This is a genomic window from Streptomyces bauhiniae (assembly GCF_004784475.1).
Lineage (GTDB): Bacteria > Actinomycetota > Actinomycetes > Streptomycetales > Streptomycetaceae > Streptomyces > Streptomyces seoulensis.
Genome location: NZ_SRRT01000007.1, coordinates 270956 through 293618, shown reverse-complemented (window position 1 = coordinate 293618; position 22663 = coordinate 270956). Strand labels below are relative to the sequence as shown.

19 protein-coding genes are annotated in these 22663 nt (G+C 72.5%); 13 read left to right on the top strand and 6 right to left on the bottom strand.

Translation table 11 applies throughout. From position 1 onward, the window contains the following. Window positions 1-44 precede the first annotated feature (44 nt). Window positions 45-956, bottom strand: a complete 912-nt coding sequence (locus E5083_RS24005) for a phosphotransferase family protein (protein WP_135787776.1) — start codon at window positions 954-956, stop codon at window positions 45-47. A 116-nt stretch (window positions 957-1072) separates the two neighbouring features. Here E5083_RS24005 and E5083_RS24000 point away from each other — a divergent pair, with 116 nt between their 5' ends. The 9 genes from E5083_RS24000 to E5083_RS23960 all read left to right on the top strand — a co-directional run bounded on the left by E5083_RS24000 (window position 1073) and on the right by E5083_RS23960 (window position 12695). Beyond that, complete coding sequence (locus E5083_RS24000; RefSeq protein WP_135787775.1) at window positions 1073-1900, top strand: TIGR03084 family metal-binding protein; 828 nt, start codon at window positions 1073-1075, stop codon at window positions 1898-1900. Further along, window positions 1897-3585 carry an acyclic terpene utilization AtuA family protein gene (locus E5083_RS23995; RefSeq protein WP_135787774.1) on the top strand — a complete coding sequence of 563 codons (1689 nt, stop codon included), beginning with the start codon at window positions 1897-1899 and terminating at the stop codon, window positions 3583-3585. Before E5083_RS24000 ends, E5083_RS23995 begins: the two co-directional genes overlap by 4 nt. Before the next feature lie 265 nt (window positions 3586-3850). Continuing rightward, window positions 3851-5449 (top strand): acyl-CoA carboxylase subunit beta, encoded by a 1599-nt coding sequence (locus E5083_RS23990; protein ID WP_135787773.1) that lies wholly within the window; start codon window positions 3851-3853, stop codon window positions 5447-5449. 5 nt (window positions 5450-5454) lie between these two features. Next, window positions 5455-7302, top strand: a complete 1848-nt coding sequence (locus E5083_RS23985) for an ATP-binding protein (RefSeq protein ID WP_135787772.1) — start codon at window positions 5455-5457, stop codon at window positions 7300-7302. A 60-nt stretch (window positions 7303-7362) separates the two neighbouring features. Next, on the top strand, window positions 7363-8523 hold the full coding sequence (locus E5083_RS23980) for an acyl-CoA dehydrogenase family protein (RefSeq protein WP_135787771.1): 1161 nt from the start codon (window positions 7363-7365) through the stop codon (window positions 8521-8523). Between the two features lie 23 nt (window positions 8524-8546). After that, window positions 8547-10109 carry a 4-coumarate--CoA ligase family protein gene (locus E5083_RS23975; RefSeq protein WP_135787770.1) on the top strand — a complete coding sequence of 521 codons (1563 nt, stop codon included), beginning with the start codon at window positions 8547-8549 and terminating at the stop codon, window positions 10107-10109. Further along, entirely contained in the window at window positions 10106-10840 is a 735-nt protein-coding gene (locus E5083_RS23970; protein ID WP_135787769.1) for an enoyl-CoA hydratase family protein, read from the top strand. The genes E5083_RS23975 and E5083_RS23970 overlap by 4 nt, the downstream gene beginning before the upstream one ends. Then, the gene (locus E5083_RS23965; protein WP_135787768.1) at window positions 10828-11442 is read left to right on the top strand and encodes a TetR/AcrR family transcriptional regulator; all 615 of its coding nucleotides are present in this window, start codon (window positions 10828-10830) and stop codon (window positions 11440-11442) included. The genes E5083_RS23970 and E5083_RS23965 overlap by 13 nt, the downstream gene beginning before the upstream one ends. Window positions 11443-11666: 224 nt before the next feature. After that, window positions 11667-12695, top strand: a complete 1029-nt coding sequence (locus E5083_RS23960) for an isopenicillin N synthase family dioxygenase (protein ID WP_135787767.1) — start codon at window positions 11667-11669, stop codon at window positions 12693-12695. A gap of 77 nt (window positions 12696-12772) precedes the next feature. Here E5083_RS23960 and E5083_RS23955 read toward each other — a convergent pair whose 3' ends face one another. Then, window positions 12773-13873 carry a citrate synthase 2 gene (locus E5083_RS23955; protein ID WP_135787766.1) on the bottom strand — a complete coding sequence of 367 codons (1101 nt, stop codon included), beginning with the start codon at window positions 13871-13873 and terminating at the stop codon, window positions 12773-12775. A 151-nt stretch (window positions 13874-14024) separates the two neighbouring features. Between E5083_RS23955 and pdxH the strand changes: the two genes are divergently transcribed. Both pdxH and E5083_RS23945 read left to right on the top strand, forming a co-directional pair. Further along, the gene (gene pdxH / locus E5083_RS23950) at window positions 14025-14735 is read left to right on the top strand and encodes a pyridoxamine 5'-phosphate oxidase (protein WP_208754133.1); all 711 of its coding nucleotides are present in this window, start codon (window positions 14025-14027) and stop codon (window positions 14733-14735) included. A gap of 405 nt (window positions 14736-15140) precedes the next feature. Next, entirely contained in the window at window positions 15141-16505 is a 1365-nt protein-coding gene (locus tag E5083_RS23945; RefSeq protein WP_135787764.1) for a PAS domain-containing protein, read from the top strand. A 37-nt stretch (window positions 16506-16542) separates the two neighbouring features. On the opposite strand, the gene E5083_RS23940 is transcribed toward E5083_RS23945, so the two are convergent. Next, complete coding sequence (locus E5083_RS23940) at window positions 16543-17298, bottom strand: SIS domain-containing protein (protein ID WP_135787763.1); 756 nt, start codon at window positions 17296-17298, stop codon at window positions 16543-16545. A 213-nt stretch (window positions 17299-17511) separates the two neighbouring features. On the opposite strand from E5083_RS23940, the gene E5083_RS23935 reads away from it, so the two are divergent. Both E5083_RS23935 and E5083_RS23930 read left to right on the top strand, forming a co-directional pair. Continuing rightward, window positions 17512-18204, top strand: coding sequence for an iron-dependent transcriptional repressor DtxR (locus E5083_RS23935; RefSeq protein ID WP_086689846.1), 693 nt, complete (start codon window positions 17512-17514; stop codon window positions 18202-18204). Between the two features lie 316 nt (window positions 18205-18520). After that, window positions 18521-19381 carry an alpha/beta fold hydrolase gene (locus E5083_RS23930; RefSeq protein WP_135787762.1) on the top strand — a complete coding sequence of 287 codons (861 nt, stop codon included), beginning with the start codon at window positions 18521-18523 and terminating at the stop codon, window positions 19379-19381. Between the two features lie 7 nt (window positions 19382-19388). On the opposite strand, the gene E5083_RS23925 is transcribed toward E5083_RS23930, so the two are convergent. The 3 genes from E5083_RS23925 to E5083_RS23915 form a co-directional block, all read right to left on the bottom strand. Next, window positions 19389-20987, bottom strand: a complete 1599-nt coding sequence (locus tag E5083_RS23925) for a transporter (protein WP_135787761.1) — start codon at window positions 20985-20987, stop codon at window positions 19389-19391. Next, window positions 20984-21760, bottom strand: a complete 777-nt coding sequence (locus E5083_RS23920) for an ABC transporter ATP-binding protein (protein ID WP_135787760.1) — start codon at window positions 21758-21760, stop codon at window positions 20984-20986. Before E5083_RS23920 ends, E5083_RS23925 begins: the two co-directional genes overlap by 4 nt. A 66-nt stretch (window positions 21761-21826) precedes the next feature. Beyond that, a complete protein-coding gene (locus E5083_RS23915; protein ID WP_135787759.1) occupies window positions 21827-22480 on the bottom strand; it encodes a bifunctional DNA primase/polymerase in 654 nt (217 codons plus the stop codon). Between the last annotated feature and the right edge of the window lie 183 nt (window positions 22481-22663).

Sequence of the window (22663 nt, the reverse complement as noted above, 5' to 3'; positions counted from 1 at the left end):
CGTACGAGGCTCTTGGCGGCGCCGGGTCCGCCAGCCGGTTCGGCTCACATCTCCACCAGCCGTAGCGCCTCCCGTGTGTTGTGTTCCGCGATGCCCCGCATGGCGTCCCGGTGGGGGAAGTCGCCGTCCAGTAGGCGGAGAGGGCCCGCGATCAGGGAGAGGTGGAGGGCGAGGGTGTGGAGGGCGAGGCGGGTGGGGTTCAGGAGGCGGGAGAGGGGGGCGTAGTGGGGGCCGAAGCGGAGGCGGAGGTAGGCGTGTTCCTGTTCGGGGTCGGCGTGGGTGAGGGACTCGATGTCGATCAGGACGGGGTGGGCGTCGGGGGTGAGGAGGATGTGGTCGGGGCCCAGTTCGCCGTGGACCAGGGAGTGGGTGGGGCGGGGGGTCAGCGCTGCGTGTAGCTCGTGGAGGCGGTTGGTCAGGGCAGGGGTCGCCGCGTTGATGCGCGGGTCGCGGGTCGCTGCCTCGGCGAGGTCGTTGAGGGCTCGGGTCAGGGTTACGTCCTCGCTGGTGTGGTCCGCCGGAGAGGTGTGCGCGGCCATGTGGTCCAGGGCCACGGCCAGCTTGGACAGGGCCCTCGCCGCTCGGGAGGGGTCGGTGGTGAAGGTGGTCTCCAGGGTGTCGCCGGGGATGTCCTCCACCAGGGCCAGGTCGTCGGGCTCGGACGCGTAGAGGACATGTGGGGTGCGTACACCGGCCGCTTGGAGGGTGTGGTGTGCGGACAGGAACGGGGCCAGGCCGGAGGGGTGGGGCGTCGGCACACCGGGCCAGTAGTTCTCCTGTGGGGCCCAGCTATAGGCGATCACGGTCGGCGGGGCGCCCATCCCGGCCAGGGTCAACCGGTAGACCCCCTTCTTCGAGCCACCGCGCAGCCGTTCCACACCGGTGACCCGGCACCCCGGTCCCAGCCCCTCCCGTACCAGTCGTCGCAGCTCCGAGGGGTCCGTGAAGGCGCGCATCCGGCGAACCTAGCCGGAGGAGACGGCCCGAGCGCACCCCTTTTCCGGCACCCCGCCCCGACAAATTAATGCAAGCACGCTTGATTGTTTCTGTCCCCGCTGCCATGCTCCTGCCCATGTCCGATCCGACGCCCGTCTTCGACGACCTGCGTGAGGAAAGCCGGGAACTCGACCTGCGCGTAGCCGAGTTGACCGAGAGCGAGTGGGCACGCGCGACGCCCGCTCCGCGCTGGAGCATCGCCCACCAGATCGCCCACCTGCACTGGACCGACCAGGCTGCCCTGCTCGCCATGAGCGATCAGGCGGCCTTCCAGAAGTTCGCCGAACAGGCGCTCACCGCGCCCGACTCCTTCGTGGACGACGGTGCCGAGGACGGCGTCCGGCTCGGTCCCGCCGAACTGCTCGCCCGCTGGCGGGAAGGCCGGCAGGAGCTGGACCGCGCCCTGCGGGAAGCGGCGGTGCGGCACACCCGGTTCCCCTGGTTCGGGCCGCCCATGTCGGCCGCCGCCATGGCCACCGGCCGGCTCATGGAGACCTGGGCCCACGGCCAGGATGTGGCCGACGCCCTGGGTGTGGTGCGCGCACCCACCGACCGGCTCCGGCATGTGGTCCGCATCGGTGTGCGTGCCCGGAACTTCGCCTACGCGGTACGGGGACTGCCCGCGCCGGAGGACGAGTTCCGCGTCGAGGTTCAGGCCCCCTCGGGCGAGCTGTGGACCTACGGCCCCGAGGACGCCGCGCAAAGGGTCACCGGCCCCGCGGTCGACTTCTGCCTGCTCGTCACCCAGCGCGCCCACCGGGCCGACCTCGCCCTGACCGCCGTCGGCCCGGACGCCGACCGCTGGCTCGACATCGCCCAAGCCTTCGCGGGCCCGCCCGGCACCGGCCGCGACCCCAAGGAAGCCGCGCCCCAGAACGCCGCACCCCAGGAGCCCGCCCGGTGACGGCGACGGCGACCCCCCTCCGCATCGGCAACTTCTCCGGCTTCTACGGCGACCGCTCCAGCGCCCTGCGCGAAATGCTCACCGGCGGCGAGGTCGACGTACTCACCGGGGACTACCTCGCCGAGCTGACCATGCTCATCCTCGGCCGCGACCGGCTGAAGGACCCCGGCGCCGGATACGCCCGTACCTTCGCGCGCCAGCTCGAAGACACCCTCGGCCTCGCCCACGAGCGCGGGGTACGGATCGTCACCAACGCGGGCGGGCTCAACCCGGCCGGACTCGCCGACAAGGTACGGGAGTTGGCTGAGCGGCTAGGGATACCCGTACGGGTCGCGCACGTCGAGGGGGACGACCTCACCGCCGCGCACCCCGGCACCCTCGCCGCCCACGCCTACCTCGGCGGCTTCGGGATCGCGGAGTGTCTGCGGGCCGGGGCCGATGTGGTGATCACCGGTCGGGTGACCGACGCCGCGCTCGTCACCGGGCCCGCCGCCGCGCACTTCGGGTGGGGGCCGGGGGACCACGACCAGCTCGCGGGGGCCGTCGTCGCCGGGCATCTGCTGGAGTGCGGGACCCAGGTCACTGGTGGCAACTACGCCTTCTTCCAGGACGGTGACGTACGCCGTCCCGGCTTTCCGCTGGCCGAGATCCATGCCGACGGCAGCAGTGTCGTCACCAAGCATCCTGGTACCGGCGGGTTCGTGGACACCGGTACCGTCACGGCCCAGTTGCTGTACGAGACGGGGGGTGCCCGGTACGCCGGGCCCGATGTCACCGCCCGCCTCGACACGGTGCGGCTCCGCCAGGACGGACCGGACCGGGTGCGGATCGAGGGGGTACGCGGTGAGGCGCCCCCGCCCACGCTGAAGGTCGGCCTCAACCGGCTCGGGGGCTTCCGCAACGAGGTCGCCTTCGTCCTCACCGGTCTTGATATCGAGGCCAAGGCGGAGCTGGTGCGGGACCAGATGGATGCCGCGCTGGCCAAGGCGGCGCCGGACGAGGTGCGTTGGGAGCTGGCCCGCACCGACCGGGCCGACGCCGACACGGAGGAGACGGCCAGTGCGCTGCTCCGGCTCGTCGTGCGGGACGCCGATCCCGAGGTGGTCGGGCGGGGGCTGAGCGGGGCTGCGATCGAGCTGGCGCTCGCCAGTTACCCCGGCTTCCATGTGCTGGCGCCACCGGGGAAGGGCTCGCCCTATGGGGTGTTCGACCATGTGGCCGTACCCCATGGTGCCGTCGACCATGTGGCCGTCCTCCATGACGGACGCCGTATCGAGGTGGCCGCACCGCAGCAGACGCTCCCGCTCAGCGAGGTGCCCGAGCCCGAGCTGCCCGAGCCCCTCCATGTGGGCAGCACCCGCCGCGCCCCCCTCGGCCATGTGGCCGGAGCCCGTAGCGGGGACAAGGGCGGGGACGCCAACGTCGGCGTCTGGGCCCGTTCCGCCGACGCCTGGCGCTGGCTCGCCCACGAGCTGACCGTCGAGCGCTTCCGGGAGCTGCTCCCCGAGGCCCGCGACCTCCCGGTCACCCGGCACGTCCTGCCCCACCTCCGCGCGCTGAACTTCGTCGTCACCGGCATCCTCGGCGCCGGCGTGGCCGCCCAGCACCGCTTCGACCCCCAGGCCAAGGCCCTCGGCGAGTGGCTCCGCTCCCGCCACCTGGACATCCCGGAGGACCTGCTGTGACGCCTCCCAAGCCCCCTCGGCGCCCCAAGCCTGCTCAGCCACGGCAACCGCGACAGCCACGGAAGCCACGGCGCCCACCCAAGCCACGCGGGCTGACCTGCGGCCCGCCCCGGCCGCCCCGAGGGCGGGAACCGGCTACCTCCCGCCCGCCCCGGCCGCCCCGAGGGCAGGCACCGGCCACCTCCCGCCCGCCCTACCCGTCGCCCCGCGAAGCCCGGCCGCCCGCCCACTCCGGCACACCCGCCCCCCACCCCGGAGGCACCCCATGACCCTCCTCCAAACCACCCTCGACCCCACCGCCCCCGACCACCAGGCCAACCGCGACACCATGCTCGCCAAGCTCGCGGACCTGGAGTCGGAGCACGCCAAAGCCCTCGCAGGTGGGGGCGAGAAATATGTGGCCCGGCACCGTAAGCGAGGCAAGCTGCTCGCGCGGGAGCGGATCGAGCTGCTGGTCGACCCCGACACGCCGTTCCTGGAGCTGTCCCCCCTGGCGGCCTGGGGGAGCGAGTACACCGTGGGCGCGTCGCTGGTCACCGGCATCGGGGTGGTCGAAGGGACCGAGTGCCTGATCACCGCCAACGACGCGACCGTGCGCGGCGGCGCGAGCAACCCGTGGAGCCTGAAGAAGGCGCTGCGGGCGAACGAGATCGCGCGGGCCAACCGCCTCCCCGTCATCAGCCTGGTCGAGTCAGGCGGAGCCGACCTCCCCTCGCAGAAGGAGATCTTCATCCCCGGCGGGGCGATCTTCCGGGACCTGACCCGGCTGTCGGCGGAGGGCATCCCGACCGTGGCGGTGGTGTTCGGCAACTCCACGGCGGGCGGCGCGTACGTCCCCGGCATGTCCGACCACGTGATCATGGTCAAGGAGCGCGCGAAGGTGTTCCTGGGCGGCCCGCCGCTGGTGAAGATGGCGACCGGCGAGGAGAGCGACGACGAGTCGCTGGGCGGAGCCGAGATGCACGCCCGTACCTCCGGCCTGGCCGACCACTTCGCGGTGGACGAGCGGGACGCGATCCGGCAGGCGCGCAGGGTGGTGGCGCGGCTCAACCACCGCAAGGCGTACGCCGATCCGGGCTTCGCCGAGCCGCCCAAGTACGACCCCGAGGAACTGCTCGGCATCGTCCCCGGCGACCTGCGCACCCCCTTCGACCCGCGCGAGGTGATCGCCCGGCTGGTCGACGCCTCCGACTTCGACGAGTTCAAGCCGCTGTACGGCACGAGCCTGGTCACCGGCTGGGCCGAGCTGCACGGCTACCCCGTCGGCATCCTGGCCAACGCGCGCGGGGTGCTGTTCAGCGAGGAGTCGCAGAAGGCGGCGCAGTTCATCCAGCTCGCCAACCAGCGCTACATCCCGCTGCTGTTCCTGCACAACACCACCGGCTACATGGTCGGCAAGGAGTACGAGCAGGGCGGCATCGTGAAGCACGGCTCGATGATGATCAACGCGGTCAGCAACTCCAAGGTGCCGCACCTCTCCGTCCTCATGGGCGCGTCCTACGGCGCCGGCCACTACGGCATGTGCGGCCGCGCCTACGACCCCCGCTTCCTCTTCGCCTGGCCCAGCGCCAAGTCGGCCGTCATGGGCCCGCAGCAGCTCGCGGGCGTGCTGTCGATCGTGGCCCGCCAGTCGGCCCTGGCCAAGGGACAGCCGTACGACGAGGAGGGGGACGCCGCCCTGCGCGCCATGGTCGAGGGGCAGATCGAGTCGGAGTCGCTCCCCATGTTCCTGTCCGGGCGGCTCTACGACGACGGCGTCATCGACCCCCGCGACACCCGAACCGTCCTCGGTATGTGCCTGTCCGCCATACACACCGCTCCCTACGAGGGCGCCCGTGGCGGCTTCGGCGTCTTCCGGATGTGAGGCCCATGATTTCCACCCTGCTCGTCGCCAACCGGGGCGAGATCGCCTGCCGTATCTTCCGCACCTGCGCCGACCTCGGCATACGTACCGTCGCCATACACTCCGACGCGGATGAGGGTGCGCTGCACACACGTGTGGCGGACACAGCGGTACGGCTGCCGGGCGCCGCGCCCGCCGAGACGTATCTGCGCGGCGACCTCATCGTGAAGGCCGCCCTCGCGGCCGGTGCGGACGCCGTGCACCCCGGCTACGGCTTCCTCTCCGAGAACGCCGACTTCGCCCGCGCCGTCCGGGACGCCGGGCTGATCTGGATCGGCCCCCCGCCCGAGGCGATCGAGGCGATGGCGTCCAAGACCCGCGCCAAGGAGCTGATGGGCCTCGCTCCGCTGGACGCACAGGACGTCACCCCGGCCGACCTGCCGCTCCTGGTCAAGGCGGCCGCGGGCGGCGGCGGACGTGGCATGCGCGTCGTACGCGACCTCGCCGCGCTTCCCGGCGCGCTGGAGGACGCCCGCGCGGAGGCGGCGAGCGCGTTCGGGGACGGCGAGGTGTTCGTGGAGCCGTACCTGGAGAACGGCCGCCATGTCGAGGTACAGGTCCTCGCCGACACCCACGGCACGGTGTGGACCCTCGGCACCCGCGACTGCTCGCTCCAGCGCAGGCACCAGAAGGTGATCGAGGAGGCCCCCGCACCCGGCCTCCCGCCCGCGCTCACCGAGCAGTTGTACGCGCTCGCCGAGCGGGCGACGCGTGCCGTGTCCTACGAGGGCGCGGGCACCGTGGAGTTCCTGGTGGCGGACGGCCGCGCCCACTTCCTGGAGATGAACACCCGGCTCCAGGTCGAACACCCGGTCACCGAGGCGGTGTTCGGCGTCGACCTGGTCGCCGAACAGATCCGCGTCGCCGAGGGCCACGCCCTCCCCGCCGAGCAGCCGGCCCCGCGCGGCCACGCCGTCGAGGCCCGGCTGTACGCCGAGGACCCGGCGCGCGGCTGGGCCCCGCAGACCGGCACCCTGCACCGCTTCACCGTGCCGGACGGCGTACGGCTGGACACCGGCTGCGTGGACGGCGACACCATCGGCGTGCACTACGACCCGATGCTCGCCAAGGTCATCGCGCACGCCCCCACCCGCACCGAGGCGGTCCGCAGGCTGGCCGGCGCCCTGGAGCGCACCGCCCTGCACGGCCCGGTCACCAACCGCGACCTGCTGGTCCGCTCGCTCAGGCACCCCGAGTTCACCGAAGCCCGCATGGACACCGGCTTCTACGACCGCCACCTCACCACCCTGACCGAGCCCGCCCCAGACCCGTACGCCCCCCTAGCCGCAGCCCTGGCCGACGCCCACGGCCGTTCCCGCTTCGGCGGCTGGCGCAACGTCCCCTCGGGCCCCCAGGTGAAGCGGTACGAGATGGCGGGCGAGGAGCACGAGGCCACCTACCACCACACCCGCACCGGCCCGACGGCGGACGGCGTACGCGTGGTGCACACCGCCCCGCACCTGGTCATCCTCGAAGTGGACGGCGTACAGCGGAAGTTCCTTATAGCCCGCTACGGCGACCGGGTCCACGTGAACGCCACCACCCTCACCGCCCTCCCCCGCTTCCCCGACCCCACCACCGAACACGCCCCCGGCTCCCTCCTGGCCCCCATGCCCGGCACGGTCGTCCGCATGGCGGAGGGCCTGACGGAGGGCACCGAGGTCAAGGCGGGCCAGCCCCTGATCTGGCTGGAGGCAATGAAGATGGAACACCGAATCACCGCCCCCACGGACGGCACCCTCACAGCCCTCCCAGCGGCAGTAGGCCGCCAGGTGGAGATGGGCACCCTCTTGGCAGTCGTCGAGTCGAAGTAACCCAGGGGCGCGGGGAACTGCGCGACCAGCCACACACAACCTGCACCCGAAGGAGTAAAAGTGACCACCCTCATCGAATCCGAAGAACACCAGGCCCTCCGCAAAGCAGTCTCCACCCTGGGCAAGCGCTACGGCCGCGACTACATCACCCAGGTCATAGCCGAGGGCCGCTACCCCACCGAACTCTGGCAAGAAGCAGCCAAGTTGGGCTACCTCGGCGTCAACCTCCCGGAGGAATACGGCGGCGGAGGCGGCGGCATAGCCGAACTCTCCATCGTCCTGGAAGAGTTGGGCGCCGCAGGAGCCCCCCTCCTCATGCTCGTCGTCTCCCCGGCCATCTGCGGCACAGTGATCGCCCGCTTCGGCACCGAGGACCAGAAACGAACCTGGCTCCCCGGCCTCGCCGACGGCACCAAGCTGATGGCCTTCGGCATCACCGAACCCGACGCCGGCTCCAACTCCCACCGCATCACCACCACCGCCCGCCGGGACGGCGACGACTGGCTGCTCACCGGCCGGAAGGTCTTCATCTCCGGGGTGGACCACGCCGACGCCGTCCTGATCGTCGGCCGCACCGAGGACGCCCGCACCGGCAAGCTCAAGCCCTGCCTGTTCATCGTCCCGCGCGACGCCGAGGGCTTCTCCCGCAACCCGATCGACATGGAGCTGAGCGCCGCCGAGAAGCAGTGGGAACTGGTCCTGGACGACGTACGGCTGCCCGCCGACGCCCTGGTCGGCGACGAGGACGCCGGGCTGCTCCAGCTCTTCGCCGGGCTGAACCCGGAGCGCGTCATGACGGCCGCGTTCGCCATCGGCATGGGCCGGTACGCCGTCGGCAAGGCGCTGGAGTACGCCCGTGAGCGCTCTGTCTGGAAGACCCCGATCGGCGCCCACCAGGCCATCGCGCACCCCCTCGCCCAGGCCCACATCGACCTGGAACTGGCCAAGTTGATGATGCAGAAGGCGGCACACCTCTACGACGCCGGGGACGACATCGGCGCGGGCGAGGCGGCCAACATGGCCAAGTACGCGGCGGGGGAGGCGTGCGTACGGGCCGTCGACCAGGCCGTGCACACCCTCGGCGGCAACGGCCTGACCCGCGAGTTCGGGCTCGCCTCGCTGATCGTCGGCGCGCGGGTGGCCCGGATCGCCCCGGTGAGCCGGGAGATGATCCTCAACTACATCTCCCACCAGACCCTCGGCCTGCCCAAGTCGTACTAGAGCGACCGACGTTCGGAGGAGCCGTGTTCCACAGCCCGTACGCCGAGGTCCCGCCCGTCGAACTGCCCATCCACGACGCCGTCCTGGGCGGAGCCGCCGCCTATGGAGACCGGCCCGCGCTGATCGACGGCGTGGACGGCACCACCCTCACCTACGCCCAACTCGACTTCCTGCACCGGAGACTGGCCGCCGCGCTCGCGGAGGCGGGGGTGCGCAAGGGTGACGTACTCGCCCTGCACAGCCCCAACACCATCGCGTTCCCGCTCGCTTTCTACGCGGCCACCCGCGCGGGGGCCACCGTCACCACCGCGCATCCGCTGCACACCCCGGAGGAGCTGGCCAAGCAGCTCGCGGACAGCTCGGCGCGCTGGCTGATCACCGTCTCCCCGCTGCTGCCGACCGCCCGCAGAGCCGCCGAACTCGCGGGCGGAATACGGGAGATCTTCGTCTGCGACCAGGCACCCGGCCACCGTTCGCTGACCGAGCTGCTCGCCACCACCGCCCCCGAGCCGGACGTCGCGGTCGACCCCGCCGAGGACGTCACCGTACTGCCGTACTCCTCCGGGACCACCGGCACGCCCAAGGGCGTGATGCTCACCCACCGGCAGATCGCCACCAACCTCGCCCAACTGGAGCCCGCCGTCACGGTGGAGCCCGACGAGCGCATCCTCGCGGTATTGCCGTTCTTCCACATCTACGGCCTGACCGCCCTGATGAACGCGCCCCTGCGCCAGGGCGCCACCGTGGTCGTGCTGCCCCGCTTCGAGTTGGACACCTTCCTCGCGGCGATCGAGACCCACCGCATCACCGGCCTGTACGTCGCCCCGCCGATCGTGCTCGCCCTCGCCAAACACCCCTCGGTCGCCCGGTACGACCTCTCCTCGCTGAAGTACGTGATCAGCGCCGCCGCCCCGCTGGACGCCACCCTCGCGGCGGCCTGCGCCGACCGGCTCGGGCTGCCGCCGCTGGGCCAGGCGTACGGCATGACGGAGCTGTCACCCGGCACCCATGTCGTCCCGCTCGCCCACCTGCGCGACGCGCCGCCCGGCACGGTCGGCAGGCTCATCGCCGGCACCGAGATGCGGATCGTCTCCCTGGACGACCCGGGCAAGGACCTCGGCCCCGGCGAGCGCGGCGAGATCCTGATCCGGGGCCCGCAGATCATGAAGGGCTACCTGGGCCGCCCCGACGCCACTGCCGCGATGATCGACGCGGACGGGTGGCTGCACACCGGCGACGTCGGTCAAGTGGACGACGAGGGCTGGCTGTTCGTGGTGGACCGGGTGAAGGAACTCATCAAGTACAAGGGGTTCCAGGTGGCCCCCGCCGAACTGGAGGCCCTGCTGCTCACCCACCCAGGCATCGCGGACGCGGCCGTGATCGGCGTCGTCAACGAGGACGGCAACGAGGCCCCGCACGCCTTCGTCGTCCGCCAGCCCACCGCGCCGGAGCTGAGCGCCAACGACGTGATGCTGTACGTGGGGGAGCGCGTCGCGCCGTACAAGCGGGTGCGCGGGGTCACCTTCACCGACGGGGTGCCCCGTGCCGCCTCCGGCAAGATCCTGCGCCGGGAGCTGCGCCCATGACCCTCGTCGGACGCACCCGCGACCGTGCCGTGGAGACGCTCAGCCTGGACTCCCCGGACACCCGCAACGCCCTGTCCGGGCCGCTGGTCGCCGAACTCGCCGAAGCGCTGGCCGAGTGCGGAAAGGACCCCGGTGTCCGGGCGGTCGTGCTCACCCACACCGGCAACACCTTCTGCGCCGGGGCCGACCTGCGCGACCCGCCCCACCCGGACGCCCTGGTGGGCCTCCTGCGACAGCTCGTGGAGCTGCCCAAGCCGGTGGTCGCCCGGATCACCGGGCACGTCCGCGCGGGCGGCCTCGGGCTGGTCGGCGCCTGTGACATCGCGGCCTCCTCCGCCGGGGCCACGTTCGCCTTCACCGAGGTCCGCATCGGAGTCGCCCCGGCCGTGATCTCCCTGCCCCTGCTCCCGCGCGCCGACCCGCGCGAGCTGGCCCGGTACTACCTCACCGGCGAGCGCTTCGGCCCCGCCGAGGCGGTACGGCTCGGGCTGCTCACGCTCACCGGCGACGACGTGGACGAGGCCCTCGCCCCGGTCCTGGACGGTCTGCGCCGCTCCTCGCCCGAGGCCCTGGCCGCGACGAAGGAGCTGCTCACGGCTAGGGTGCTTCAGACGTTCGACCGGGACGCGGACCGGTTCACCGCGCTCTCGGCCCGGCTGTTCTCCGCCCCCGAGGCGCGGGAGGGGATGACGGCCTTCCTGGAAAGACGGGATGCGGCATGGGTGGTGTGAGTACGGCGGAACGCGACCGCGTACCCAAGCAGGACCGCAGCCGGGCCACCCGGCTGCGGCTGCTGGAGGCCGCCGTGGCCTGCCTCGCCGAGCACGGCTGGGCGGGCTCCACGGTCTCGGTCGTCGCCGAGCGCGCGGGCGTCTCGCGGGGCGCGGCCCAGCACCACTTCCCCACCCGCGAGGACCTCTTCACGGCCGCCGTCGAGTACGTCGCGGAACGGCGCTCCACCGCCCTGCGCGACCTGTTCCCGGACGGCCCCGGCGACCGCAAAGCCGTGGTCACCGCCCTGGTCGGCCTCTACACCGGCCCGCTGTTCCGGGCCGCGCTGCAGCTCTGGGTGGCCGCCGCCAACGAGGAGCAGTTGCGCGGCCGGGTGACCGAGCTGGAGGCCCGCGTAGGCCGGGAGAGCCACCGGATCGCCGTGGAACTCCTCGGCGCCGACGAGTCCCGGCCCGGTGTGCGGGAGAGCGTGCAGGGGCTGCTCGACATGGCACGCGGACTCGGCCTCGCCACCCTCCTCACCGACGACACCGCCCGCCGCGAACGGGTCGTGGCCCAGTGGGCGGCGCTGCTGGACGAGGCCCTCGACCGAGGCCGGTGACCCGCGTCACACTGGAATTCGAAGGCCCGCAGTACTCTGGGCCCATGCTTCCGATGCTCGTCCGACGCCGCCACGTGGACTACGTGCGCGTCACGAGCATGGGCTGTCGGCGCTCCGCCTGACCCAGCCCCCTCTTTCTCGTCTTCTTCTTCTCTTCGTCCGGCACCAGGGGGCCGCCACACCCCTCGCGGCTGCCCGTGCCCCGTACACCTCGCGGACGCACCATGACGACTTTTGCGACGGACCCGTCGTACGCCCAGCTCCCGATCATCGACCTCTCGGCCGCCGACCGCGGCCCCGAGGAGCGGGCCCTCTTCCACGCCCGGCTGCACAGCGCCGCCCATGACGTGGGCTTCTTCCAGTTGACCGGCCACGGCGTGACCCGGGCCGAGACCGACGCCCTGACCTCGGCCATGCGGGCCTTCTTCGCGCTGCCCGAGGCCGACCGGCTGGCCCTGGACAACGTCAACTCCCCGCACTTCCGGGGCTACACCCGTACCGGCGACGAGCGCACCGGCGGCGCCCGCGACTGGCGCGACCAGCTCGACATCGGCGCCGAGCGCCCGGCCCGCGTACCGGGCCCCGGCGAGCCGCCGTACTGGTGGCTCCAGGGCCCCAACCAGTGGCCCGCCGCCCTGCCCGAGCTGCGCACAGCCGCGCTTGCCTGGATCGAGAAGCTCAGCGCGGTCGCCCAGCGCCTGCTGCGCGAGCTGCTCACCGCCATCGGCGCCCCGGCCGGCTTCTACGACCCGGTCTTCGGCGCCCACGCCCACCCGCACCTCAAGCTGGTCCGCTACCCCGGCAGCGCGGGCGACGGCACCGACCAGGGCGTCGGCGCCCACAAGGACTACGGCTTCCTCACCCTGCTCCTCCAGGACACGGTCGGCGGCCTCCAGGTCCAGCGAGCCGACGGCAACTTCCACGAAGTCCCACCCCTCGACGGCGCCTTCGTCGTCAACCTGGGCGAACTCCTGGAGGTAGCCACCAACGGCTACCTGGTAGCCACCAACCACCGAGTGGTGAGCCCACCCGCAGCGACGGAACGCTTCTCGGTCCCCTTCTTCTACAACCCGGCCCTGGACGCGAAGATAACTCCAGTTCCTTTCCCGCACGCGGAAAAGGCCCGAGGTATATCGACTGACCCGTCAAACCCGCTGTACGCGGAATACGGCTACAACGAACTAAAGGGCAAGCTCCGGGCTCACCCTCTGGTAGCGGAAAGACACCACGCAAATCTACTGACGCCCGCGTAAAGGTAGTTAGGGGCGCGGGGAACTGCGCGACCAGCCACAACGGCGAGTCACCCGCCCCCGCGTCCCAACCACCCCACTCAGTGGGCGATATTCTCAAACCCGGAAATATCAGAGGGCTTCCGAGTCCCAGGCCCCACATACTCCGCAGAAGGCCGCACCAGGCGCCCCGTCCGCTTCTGCTCAAGAATATGCGCCGACCACCCAGCAGTACGCGCACATGTAAACATGGACGTAAACATGTGCGACGGAACTTCGGCGAAGTCGAGCATAATAGCCGCCCAAAACTCCACGTTAGTGGCCAGCACACGATCCGGCCGCCGATTGTGCAACTCCTCCAGCGCAGCCTTCTCCAACGCCTCGGCGATCTCAAACCGCGGAGCACCAAGCTCACGCGCCGTCCGCCGCAACACCCGCGCCCGAGGGTCCTCGGCCCGGTACACCCGATGCCCGAACCCCATGAGCCGCTCCCCCCGGTCGAGCGCCTTCTTCACGTACCCGACGGCATCACCCGTGCGCTCGATCTCCTCGATCATCCCCAGCACGCGCGAGGGGGCACCCCCATGCAGCGGCCCCGACATGGCCCCCACCGCCCCCGACAGCGCGGCAGCGACATCCGCCCCGGTGGAGGCGATCACCCGCGCGGTGAAGGTGGACGCGTTCATGCCGTGCTCAGCGGCAGACGTCCAGTACGCGTCGACCGCGGCGACATGCTTCGGGTCGGGCTCCCCGCGCCAGCGGATCATGAACCGCTCGACGACCGTACGGGCCTTGTCGATCTCCCGCTGCGGCACCATCGGCAGCCCCTGGCCGCGCGCGGACTGGGCGACGTAGGAGAGCGCCATGACGGCCGCGCGGGCGAGGTCGTCGCGGGCCTGCTCGGCGTCGATGTCCAGCAGCGGCCTGAGGCCCCACACCGGCGCCAGCATGGCGAGCGCGGACTGCACGTCCACCCGGATGTCGCCGGAGTGCACGGGGATCGGGAACGGCTCGGCCGCCGGCAGGCCCGGCGCGAAGGCGCCGTCCACCAGCAGCCCCCACACGTTCCCGAAGGAGACGTGCCCGACGAGGTCCTCGATGTCGACGCCCCGGTAGCGGAGCGACCCGCCCTCCTTGTCCGGCTCGGCGATCTCGGTCTCGAAAGCGACGACTCCCTCTAGTCCGGGTACGAACGCGGACATAAGGCGGCTCCTCGGTGTGGGTCGGTGGCGGTCATCACCGGTACTGCCCCATACGCACGGAGGTCACCCGGAACGAGGGGCGGGTACAGCACGATAGCCCTGAGTGCCACGCTTGGGGAGACCTTGCGGCACTCAGTGCCACGTTCGTGCGATGCGGCAGGATGACCGCGTGACCGACCGCGATCTCACCCCGAAGCCCGACCCGGCCGTGGACCCCGCGTTCATGCGCGAGCAGTACCGGGCGCACGGTCTCGACGTGGAGGAACTCGCCGCGCACCCCATGGACCAGTTCGCCCACTGGTTCCAGGACGCCGCCCGCGCCTCCGTCCTGGGCACGCTCTACGAGCCCAACGCCATGGTCGTCTCCACCGTCGACCCCACCGGCCGCCCCAGCTCCCGCACGGTGCTGATGAAGGGCTACGACGCCGACGGCTTCGTCTTCTACACCAACTACGGCTCCCGCAAGGCCCGCGACCTCGCCGGTGACCCGTACATCTCGCTGCTGTTCCCCTGGCACCCCATCGCCCGCCAGGTGATCGTCTGCGGGGTGGCCCGGCGCACCGGCCGCGAGGAGACCGCCGCCTACTTCCGCAGCCGCCCGCACGGCTCCCAGCTCGGCGCCTGGGCCAGCGCCCAGTCCACGGTGATCGGCTCCCGCGAGGTGCTGGACGACGCCTATGCCGAGCTGGCCGCGCGGTACCCGGAGGGCGCGGAGGTGCCGGTGCCGGAGAACTGGGGCGGGTTCCGGGTCGCGCCGGAGACGGTGGAGTTCTGGCAGGGCCGGGAGAACCGGTTGCACGACCGGCTTCTGTACACCGCCCTGCCGGACGGCTCCTGGACGACCGAACGGCTGAGCCCTTAAGAGCGCGAGGGCCCGTAAACCCCGTAAACCCGGTGAACACGGAACGACCCGCGAGTTCTGGTTCCTCCGCCGTGCGGCGGGGGAGCCGGCCGGACGTGCCGGCGAACTCGCGGGTCGGGTGACTGCTTGGGATTGGGCCGGCCGCACGCTTGGATCACGTACTGGTCCGGCACCGCACTCGGTGTGGTGACGGGCCGCTAGCCCGCAGCCACCTCACGCGTCCGGTTTCCATACATCTGCCGAACCACCTCCCTTCCGTGTGCCGCCAGCCTAAAAAAGCGGGCACCCGGGGTTCAAGTGATTTTCACCGCCGCAATCTGGCGGAACGGCGTGTGGGCTGGGTCACGGTCGAGTTGAATGACCATCGACGCCGTCAGCCGGACGGATCGTGCAAGGGGGACCAGGGTGAGTGCTTCCCGGCGCAGTGGGACCACCGACGAGCTGGGACCGGAGGAACCGGGCGGCGCCGACCTGCTGAACGCCCTGCTGGACGGCATGGACGCCGCCCTGTGCGCCTTCGACGCGGACGGCACCGTCACCCACTGGAACCGCGAGGCCGAGCGCATCCTCGGCTGGAGCGCCGCCGAGGCGGTCGGCCGCCCCGGCTTCGCCGGCTGGGCGGTGCGCAGCGCCGACGACGCGGAGGTGCGCGAGCGGCTGCGGTCCGCGATGCGCGCCTCCGGCCGCCAGGTCCACGAGTTCGCCCTCGTCACCAAGGACGGCCGCAGGGTCCTGGTGCGCACCCAGTCGGCCGCCGTACGCGGCCCGGACGGCCGCCCGGCGGGCCTGTACTGCGCGTTCAGCGAGGTGCACACCCAGATCGACCTGGAGCGGTCCATCGCGCTGAGCGAGGCCCTGTTCGAGGACGCGTCCTGGGGCGTCGTCCTCATCGACGCCGACCTGCGCCCGGCGGTCGTCAACGCGCACGCGGCCCGCGCCCTGGGCGTCGGCCGCTCCGCCGCGCTCGGGCGGCCGCTCGGCGAACTCCTCGCCCAGGGGGTGGAGGAGCTGGAGAACGCGCTCACCCATGTGCTGGCCGAGGGCGCGCCGCCCGGACCCATCGAGCTGTGGGTGACCGTGCGCACGGCGGAGGGGGAGCGGCGGCGCTGCTGGCGCAGCGGGTTCGTGCGGCTGGCCTCGCCGCTGGGGCAGGAACCGGTGCCGCTCGGGGTCGGCTGGCTCTTCCAGGACGTCACCGAGGCCCGGCTGGGGGAGCGCGAGGCGTCGCTGCTGCGGTTCCGCGCCAACCAGTTGCACCGGGCCGCCCGCGCCGCCGCCGAGTGCGAGGACCCCGCCGAGGCGGCCGTCGTCCACCTGGAGTTCGCCCTCGCCGGCTTCGCCGACCACGCCCTGCTGGACCGGCTGACCGACTCGCGCGGGGAGACCGTACGGCTGGAGCGGCTCGCCGCGACGCCCGCCGGGACTCCGGGCGCCGACGTCCACACCGGGCTGCCCGTGCGCTACGCCCCGGACCACCCGGCACCCCGGTGCACCGAGCGGGGCGGCAGCGTGCGCGCCGATGTGAACGGGGTGCCGCCCGAGCGGTCGCGGGAGTGGGCCCGCACCCGGCACTGGCCCGCCGACACCGCCCACGCGCTGTGCACCCCGCTGCGCAGCCGGGGGCGGACGCTGGGCGTGCTGACCTTCCTGCGCGGCACGTCCCGCGACGGCTTCGACCGCACCGACACGACGTACGCGGAAGAGGTGGCCGCGCGCATCGCGGCGGCGCTGGACCTGGCGGACGCGGTACGGGGCACCGAGCAGGTTTGAACCGCCGACGGCGGCAGAGGGACGGCGCCCTCAGCCCTCAGTGGTGGTAGTAGATCCGGTCGCCGTACTTCTCCATGATCCGGGCGTTCCAGTCGTGCCCGCCGTCCACGTTCCCCGAGCGCAGCAGCGGGGGCTCCACGCCCCGGTCGGCCAGGGTGGCCGCCGCCGTCGCGACCATGGACTGCATCAGGGCCGAGGTGACCACCGTGGAGGCGGGCGCGAAGGGCGCCGGGACGGTGTCGAGGGTCAGCTCGGCGTCCCCGACCGCGATCTTGGAGTCCAGTACGACGTCGCAGTGGTCCTTCAGGAACGTGCCCGAGGAATGCCGGGAGGCCGTCTCGGTGGCGTAGGCGACCGAGGTGACGCCGATGACCTTGATGCCCAGGGCGCGCGCGTGCTGGGCCATCTCCACCGGCAGGGCGTTGCGGCCGGACAGGGAGATGATCACCAGGGCGTCGCCGTCGCGCAGCGGTGAGCTGTCCAGCACGGCGGAGGCCAGGCCGTCGACCCGCTCCAGGGCGGAGCCGAGGACGGCCGGGCTGACGTCGATGCCGACCACGCCCGGCACGGCCAGCAGGTTCATCAGGGCGAGGCCGCCCGCGCGGTAGACGACGTCCTGCGCGGGGAGCGAGGAGTGTCCGGCGCCGAAGGCGAAGAGGCGGCCGCCCGACTCGACCGTGTCGGCGAGCAGGGTCCCGGCGGCGGCGATGGCCCCGGCCTCCTCCTCGCGCACCCGCCGCAGCAGGCCGATCGCCGCGTCCAGGAACCGGTCGGCCGGCGTACCGTCGCTCATGCGGGACCCCTTCGCGCGTCGATGTCGCGGATCACCGTGCGGTCTGGACCAGCGCGGTGTCAATATGCCTCGCGCTTCCCGGCCGAAGCGCGGCCGGTTCCCGCTGTTTCCCCGGCGCGGCACGATTGTCGGTGGTATCCGGCAGAATTGATTCTGGGCCAGCGCACGCGCCGGGAGCGGTGAGCTTTTCGGCAAAGTAATCGAGGGGCACGTATGTCCGGACTGATCGACACCACGGAGATGTATCTCCGCACCATCCTCGAACTGGAAGAGGAAGGCGTCGTCCCCATGCGCGCCCGCATCGCGGAACGGCTCGACCAGAGCGGGCCGACCGTCAGTCAGACGGTGGCGCGCATGGAGCGGGACGGACTGGTGTCCGTGGCCAGCGACCGTCATCTGGAGCTGACCGACGAGGGCCGCAGGCTGGCCACGCGCGTGATGCGCAAGCACCGGCTCGCCGAGTGCCTGCTCGTGGACGTGATCGGGCTGGAGTGGGAGCAGGTGCACGCGGAGGCGTGCCGCTGGGAGCACGTGATGAGCGAGGCGGTGGAGCGCCGCGTACTGGAGCTGCTGCGCCACCCCACCGAGTCGCCCTACGGCAACCCGATCCCGGGCCTGGAGGAGCTGGGCGAGAAGGACGGCGCCGATCCGTTCCTGGACGAGGGCATGGTCTCGCTCGCGGAGCTGGACCCCGGCTCGGACGGCAAGACGGTCGTGGTGCGCCGGATCGGGGAGCCGATCCAGACCGACGCCCAGCTCATGTACACGCTGCGGCGGGCGGGCGTGCAGCCCGGCTCGGTGGTGAGCGTGACCGAGTCGGCGGGTGGCGTGCTGGTGGGCAGCGGCGGTGAGGCGGCCGAGCTGGCCTCCGACGTCGCCTCCCACGTCTTCGTCGCCAAGCGCTGAGACGCGAGGAGGCCCCGGCGCCGCCGCGGCGCCGGGGCCTCACCTCCCCGGTACCGACCCGGAGCCCCGAGCTCCCAGGGTCAGTCCCTACGGACCGTTTTTCCCCGAGCGGTCCGCCCCCCACGCCAGAGAAGATCCCCTCGGCGGTGGCGATCATTCCTCTTCCGGTGTCACTCGAACGAGGGGTGTTGGCGGAGCGAACGCCCGTGTCGAATGAGTTTTCGATAATCTGCGACGGCAGCACCAGGCGACAGCACGACAGCGACAGCGGCGGTACAACGGTACGAAGCAGGCGGAGCTGGGGGGTGCCAGGTCTATGGCACGACGTATCGAGGTCACAGGGGCGGGCGGGGTGCGGCTGGCCGCGTGGGAGTACGCGGACCCGCCCAAGGAGGGGACCGGGTCCGGCGCGCGGGGTGTCTTACTCCTCCACGGGCTGATGGGGCGCGCCGCGCACTGGGCGTCCACCGCGCGCGGGCTCGCCGGCCGGTACCGCGCGGTCGCGCTCGACCAGCGGGGGCACGGGCAGAGCGCGCAGCCGCCGCTGGAAGCCTGCACCCGCGAGGCGTACGTCGAGGACGCCGAGGCCGCGCTGGAACAGCTCGCCCTCGCCCCCGCGGTCCTCGTCGGCCACGCCATGGGCGCGCTCACCGCCTGGCAGTTGGCCGCCCGCCGTCCGGACCTGGTGCGCGGCCTCGTCATCTGCGACATGCGGGCCTCCGCCCTGGGCGCCGCCTCGCAGGCCGAGTGGGCCGACTGGTTCCGCTCCTGGCCGCTGCCGTTCGCCACCCTCGCCGACGTCCGGCGCTGGTTCGCCGAGGACGATCCCCGCCTCGAACGCCCCGACCCCGCGCGCGGTGCCTTCTACGCCGAGGTCATGCACGAGTCCGCCGACGGCTGGCGCCCCCTCTTCGACCCCGACCGCATGCTCCGCACCCGCGAGACCTGGGTCCACGACGCCCACTGGGACGAACTCACCCAGGTCCGCTGCCCCACCCTCGTACTCCGCGGCCTCGACGGCGAACTCGGCCGGGCCGAGGCCCAGGAAATGGTCCGCGTCCTCCCCGACGGCCACTACGCCGAGATCCCCGACGCGGGCCACGTCCCCCACTACGACCAGCCGGCGGCTTGGCAGGGGGTGCTGGACCAGTTCCTGGGCGACCTGGGCACCCCCTGAGGGCCGCCTAGCCCTTGCTGACCGCCACCAGGATCTCCGGCAGGCGGGCCGCCGTCCTCGGGGCCGCCAGGCGGAGGCCCGTCAGGGCGAGGGCGGCTCCGTAGGCGGCGCCCACGGGGAGGAGGAGCCAGGACCAGCGGGCGCCCCCCTCGCTGATGTTCAGCCAGATCGTCGCCGCGATCACCGGGGAGCAGAGCAGGGCCGAGGCGACCATGCCGCCGAAGATGGAGATCCAGGCGAGGCCCGCCTGGCCGGGGGCGACGTTCTTGTGGCCCTCCTGCGGTATCGAGTAGGGAAAGCGGGCCGAGGTCCAGGCGCCGGTGGCGAGCATGGCGCCGAGGAGGGCGAGGGAGAGGCCCAGCACCTCGGGGAGGCGGGACCAGTCGCCCAGCAGCGCGGTGGTGACCACGGTGACGAGGGTGGCGTACGGCAGGGTGATCAGCAGCAGGGCCAGCGCCCGGCCGCGCAGCTCGGCGTAGGCGTCGCGCGGGGAGGAGACGGTCATCGCCACCATCCAGAACGCGGAGGTGTCCTGCCCGAACTGGTTGTACATCTGGATGCCGAGCATCCCGGAGGCGAAGCACGCGAAGTACAGCGAGCCGGTGCCCTGGATCGCGTTGAACACCGGCACGATCAGCCCGATCGCCAGCGAGGTCACCCATGCCGCCTTGGTCTTCGGGTCGCGCCAGATGTAGCGCAGGGTGCGCTCCATCACCGCCCCCGTGCGCCCGGCCGGCAGCAGCCGGGCGAGCCCCGCCGAGGGGCGGTCCCGGCCACCGTCGTCGGCCGCCTGGAGCGTGGAACCGTCGGGCGAGGTCATCAGCCGGGTCAGACTCCGCGCCCACGCGCCGATCAGGGCCACCAACAGCAGCGCGCACAGCGCGAGTTGTGCCAGCGCCACCCCGTACGCCCCCTCGCTCGCCGAGTGGACCGCGCCCAGCGCGGAGGCGGGCGGTACCCAGGACAGCACGTCGGCGACCGGCTGGAGTTGGCCCAGTCCGCCCGAACCGAGCCGCTGGGCGCCGAAGTTGACGAGCTGGGCGCCGATGGCGATGACCAGCCCGCTCAGTACCGCCAGGTCGCGGCCCTTGCGGCTGGTCAGCAGGCGGACGTTGGCCGCGGCGACCGCCCGCGCCAGCGCCACGCAGGTCAGCAGTGCCAGGGCGACCCCCATGACCGCGAAGGCCCAGCCCGCGCCGTGCGCCAGCGACAGCCCGCAGCCCGCCAGCACCAGCAGGGTGAACACCGGGCCGATCCCGACCAGCGAGGCCGCGAGCAGCCCCCGTACCAGCGTCCGGGGCCGCAGCGGGAGCATGACCAGGCGGGTCGGGTCGAGGGTCTCGTCGCCGCCGGGGAAGAACAGCGGCATCACCGCCCAGCCCAGCGCCAGCACCGCGACCCCGGGCACGGCCACGGACTCCGGGTGGGACTGGAAGCGCAGGGCGACGAAGCCGAGCAGTTGCAGCAGCGCGAAGACCAGGGTGAGTACCGCCGAGGCGACGAACGCGGCGCGCCGGCCGGTGGACTGGCGCAGCCCGTTGCGCAGCAGGGACAGCTTCAGCCGGACCAGTACCGAGGTCGCGGAGGCGGGCGTCGCGGTCGTCATCGGACCGCCCCGCCGCCGAGCCAGTCCAGATCGGACCCGGCGTCCCGCCCGCTCGCGCCCACCAGCTCCAGGAACGCGGCCTGGAGCGTCGGGTGCTCCCCGCGCACCTCGGCCAGCGTCCCGGTCGCCCGGATGCGCCCGGCGGCCAGTACCGCGACCCAGTCGCACAGCGACTCCACCAGCTCCATCACGTGCGAGGAGAACACCACGGTCGCGCCGGACGCGGTGTACCGCTCCAGCACGCCCCTGATGGTCTGCGCGGAGACCGGGTCGACGCCCTCGAACGGCTCGTCCAGGAACAGCACTTCGGGGTTGTGCAGCAGGGCCGCGGCGAGCCCGATCTTCTTGCGCATGCCGGTCGAGTAGTCGACGACGAGCTTGTGCTGCGACCCGGCGAGGTCCAGCACGTCCAGCAACTGGGTGGCCCGCTTGTCCACCTCGGCGCCCGGCAGCCCGCGCAACCGCCCGCTGTAGGCCAGCAGTTCACGTCCGGACAGCCGCTCGAAGAGCCGCAGCCCCTCCGGCAGCACCCCGATCCGGGACTTCACCGCCACCGGGTCCTGCCACACGTCGTGCCCGACGATCTCGACGGACCCCTGATCGGGCCGGAGCAGACCGGTCACCATCGACAGGGTGGTCGTCTTGCCCGCCCCGTTCGGGCCGACCAGCCCGATGAACTTCCCGGCCGGCAGATCGAGATCGATGCCGCCCACCGCGACATGCTGCCCGAACTGCTTCCAGAGTCCCCGTACCCGTACCGCTGCCTCCGTCATGCCGGAAACCCTACGGTGGCGGCCCCGGCCGGGGCACCCGCGCGGCGGAACCCCGGCGTCCGCCGGTCAGCAGTCCTGGTTGCAGGCGTACGCCAGCGGCGGGATCAGCTCCTCCGCGTCCGGCAGCCACCGGTTGGCCGGCGTCGGACGGCACGCCCACTGCACCGCGCCCCGCGAGCCGATCCGGGTCGGCGGCGCCGCCAGGTACCGCCCCTCGCCCAGCGCGACCAGATCGCGCGCGGCGGCCGCCCAGCCGACCCGCCGCACCAGCTCCGGCGCCTTCGCCGCGCCGCCCGGCAGCACGAGGAACTGCATGCGCCGGTCCGGGGTGAGGGTCACCGGGCCGAGGTTCAGATCCATGCGCCGCATCCGGGCCAGCGCCAGGAATCCGGCGCTCTCCGGCACGGACAGCGCGTCGAAGGTGCGGCCGGTCGGCAGCAGGATCGACGCCGAGGGCTGCTCCCGCCACATCTCCCGGACGACCTCCGGGCTGCCGGTCGCGCGGGTCGCCCAGTCTGGGCGCGTGGGGTGTGCGCCGGGCGCGGGACAGACGGTGTCGCCGCAGGAGCAGTACCGCACGCCGCCCACGTCCTCCAGCCAGCTTCCCGCCAGCACGTCCCAGTGGCGCTCCTCGGCGTACGCAACGGCGGTCTCCAGCAGCGATCCCCCGCGCGGGCGCGGAATCCGGGCCGCCTCGGGGCCCGCGGTCGTCTCGTCCACGTCCCACTCAACTGCGGCGTCCACCTGGAGTTACGGCCGGGCCGCGCGCCGGGGCGGCACACCGGCCCGGTCGCCGGGGCGCACGGGAGCACGGGCGGGGGCGCGCGGGAGAGGCGAACGGGCGGCGCGGGTAACCAGGAAGGGCACGGGGCGCGCGGCGACGACGGCTTTACCCCGGCAAAC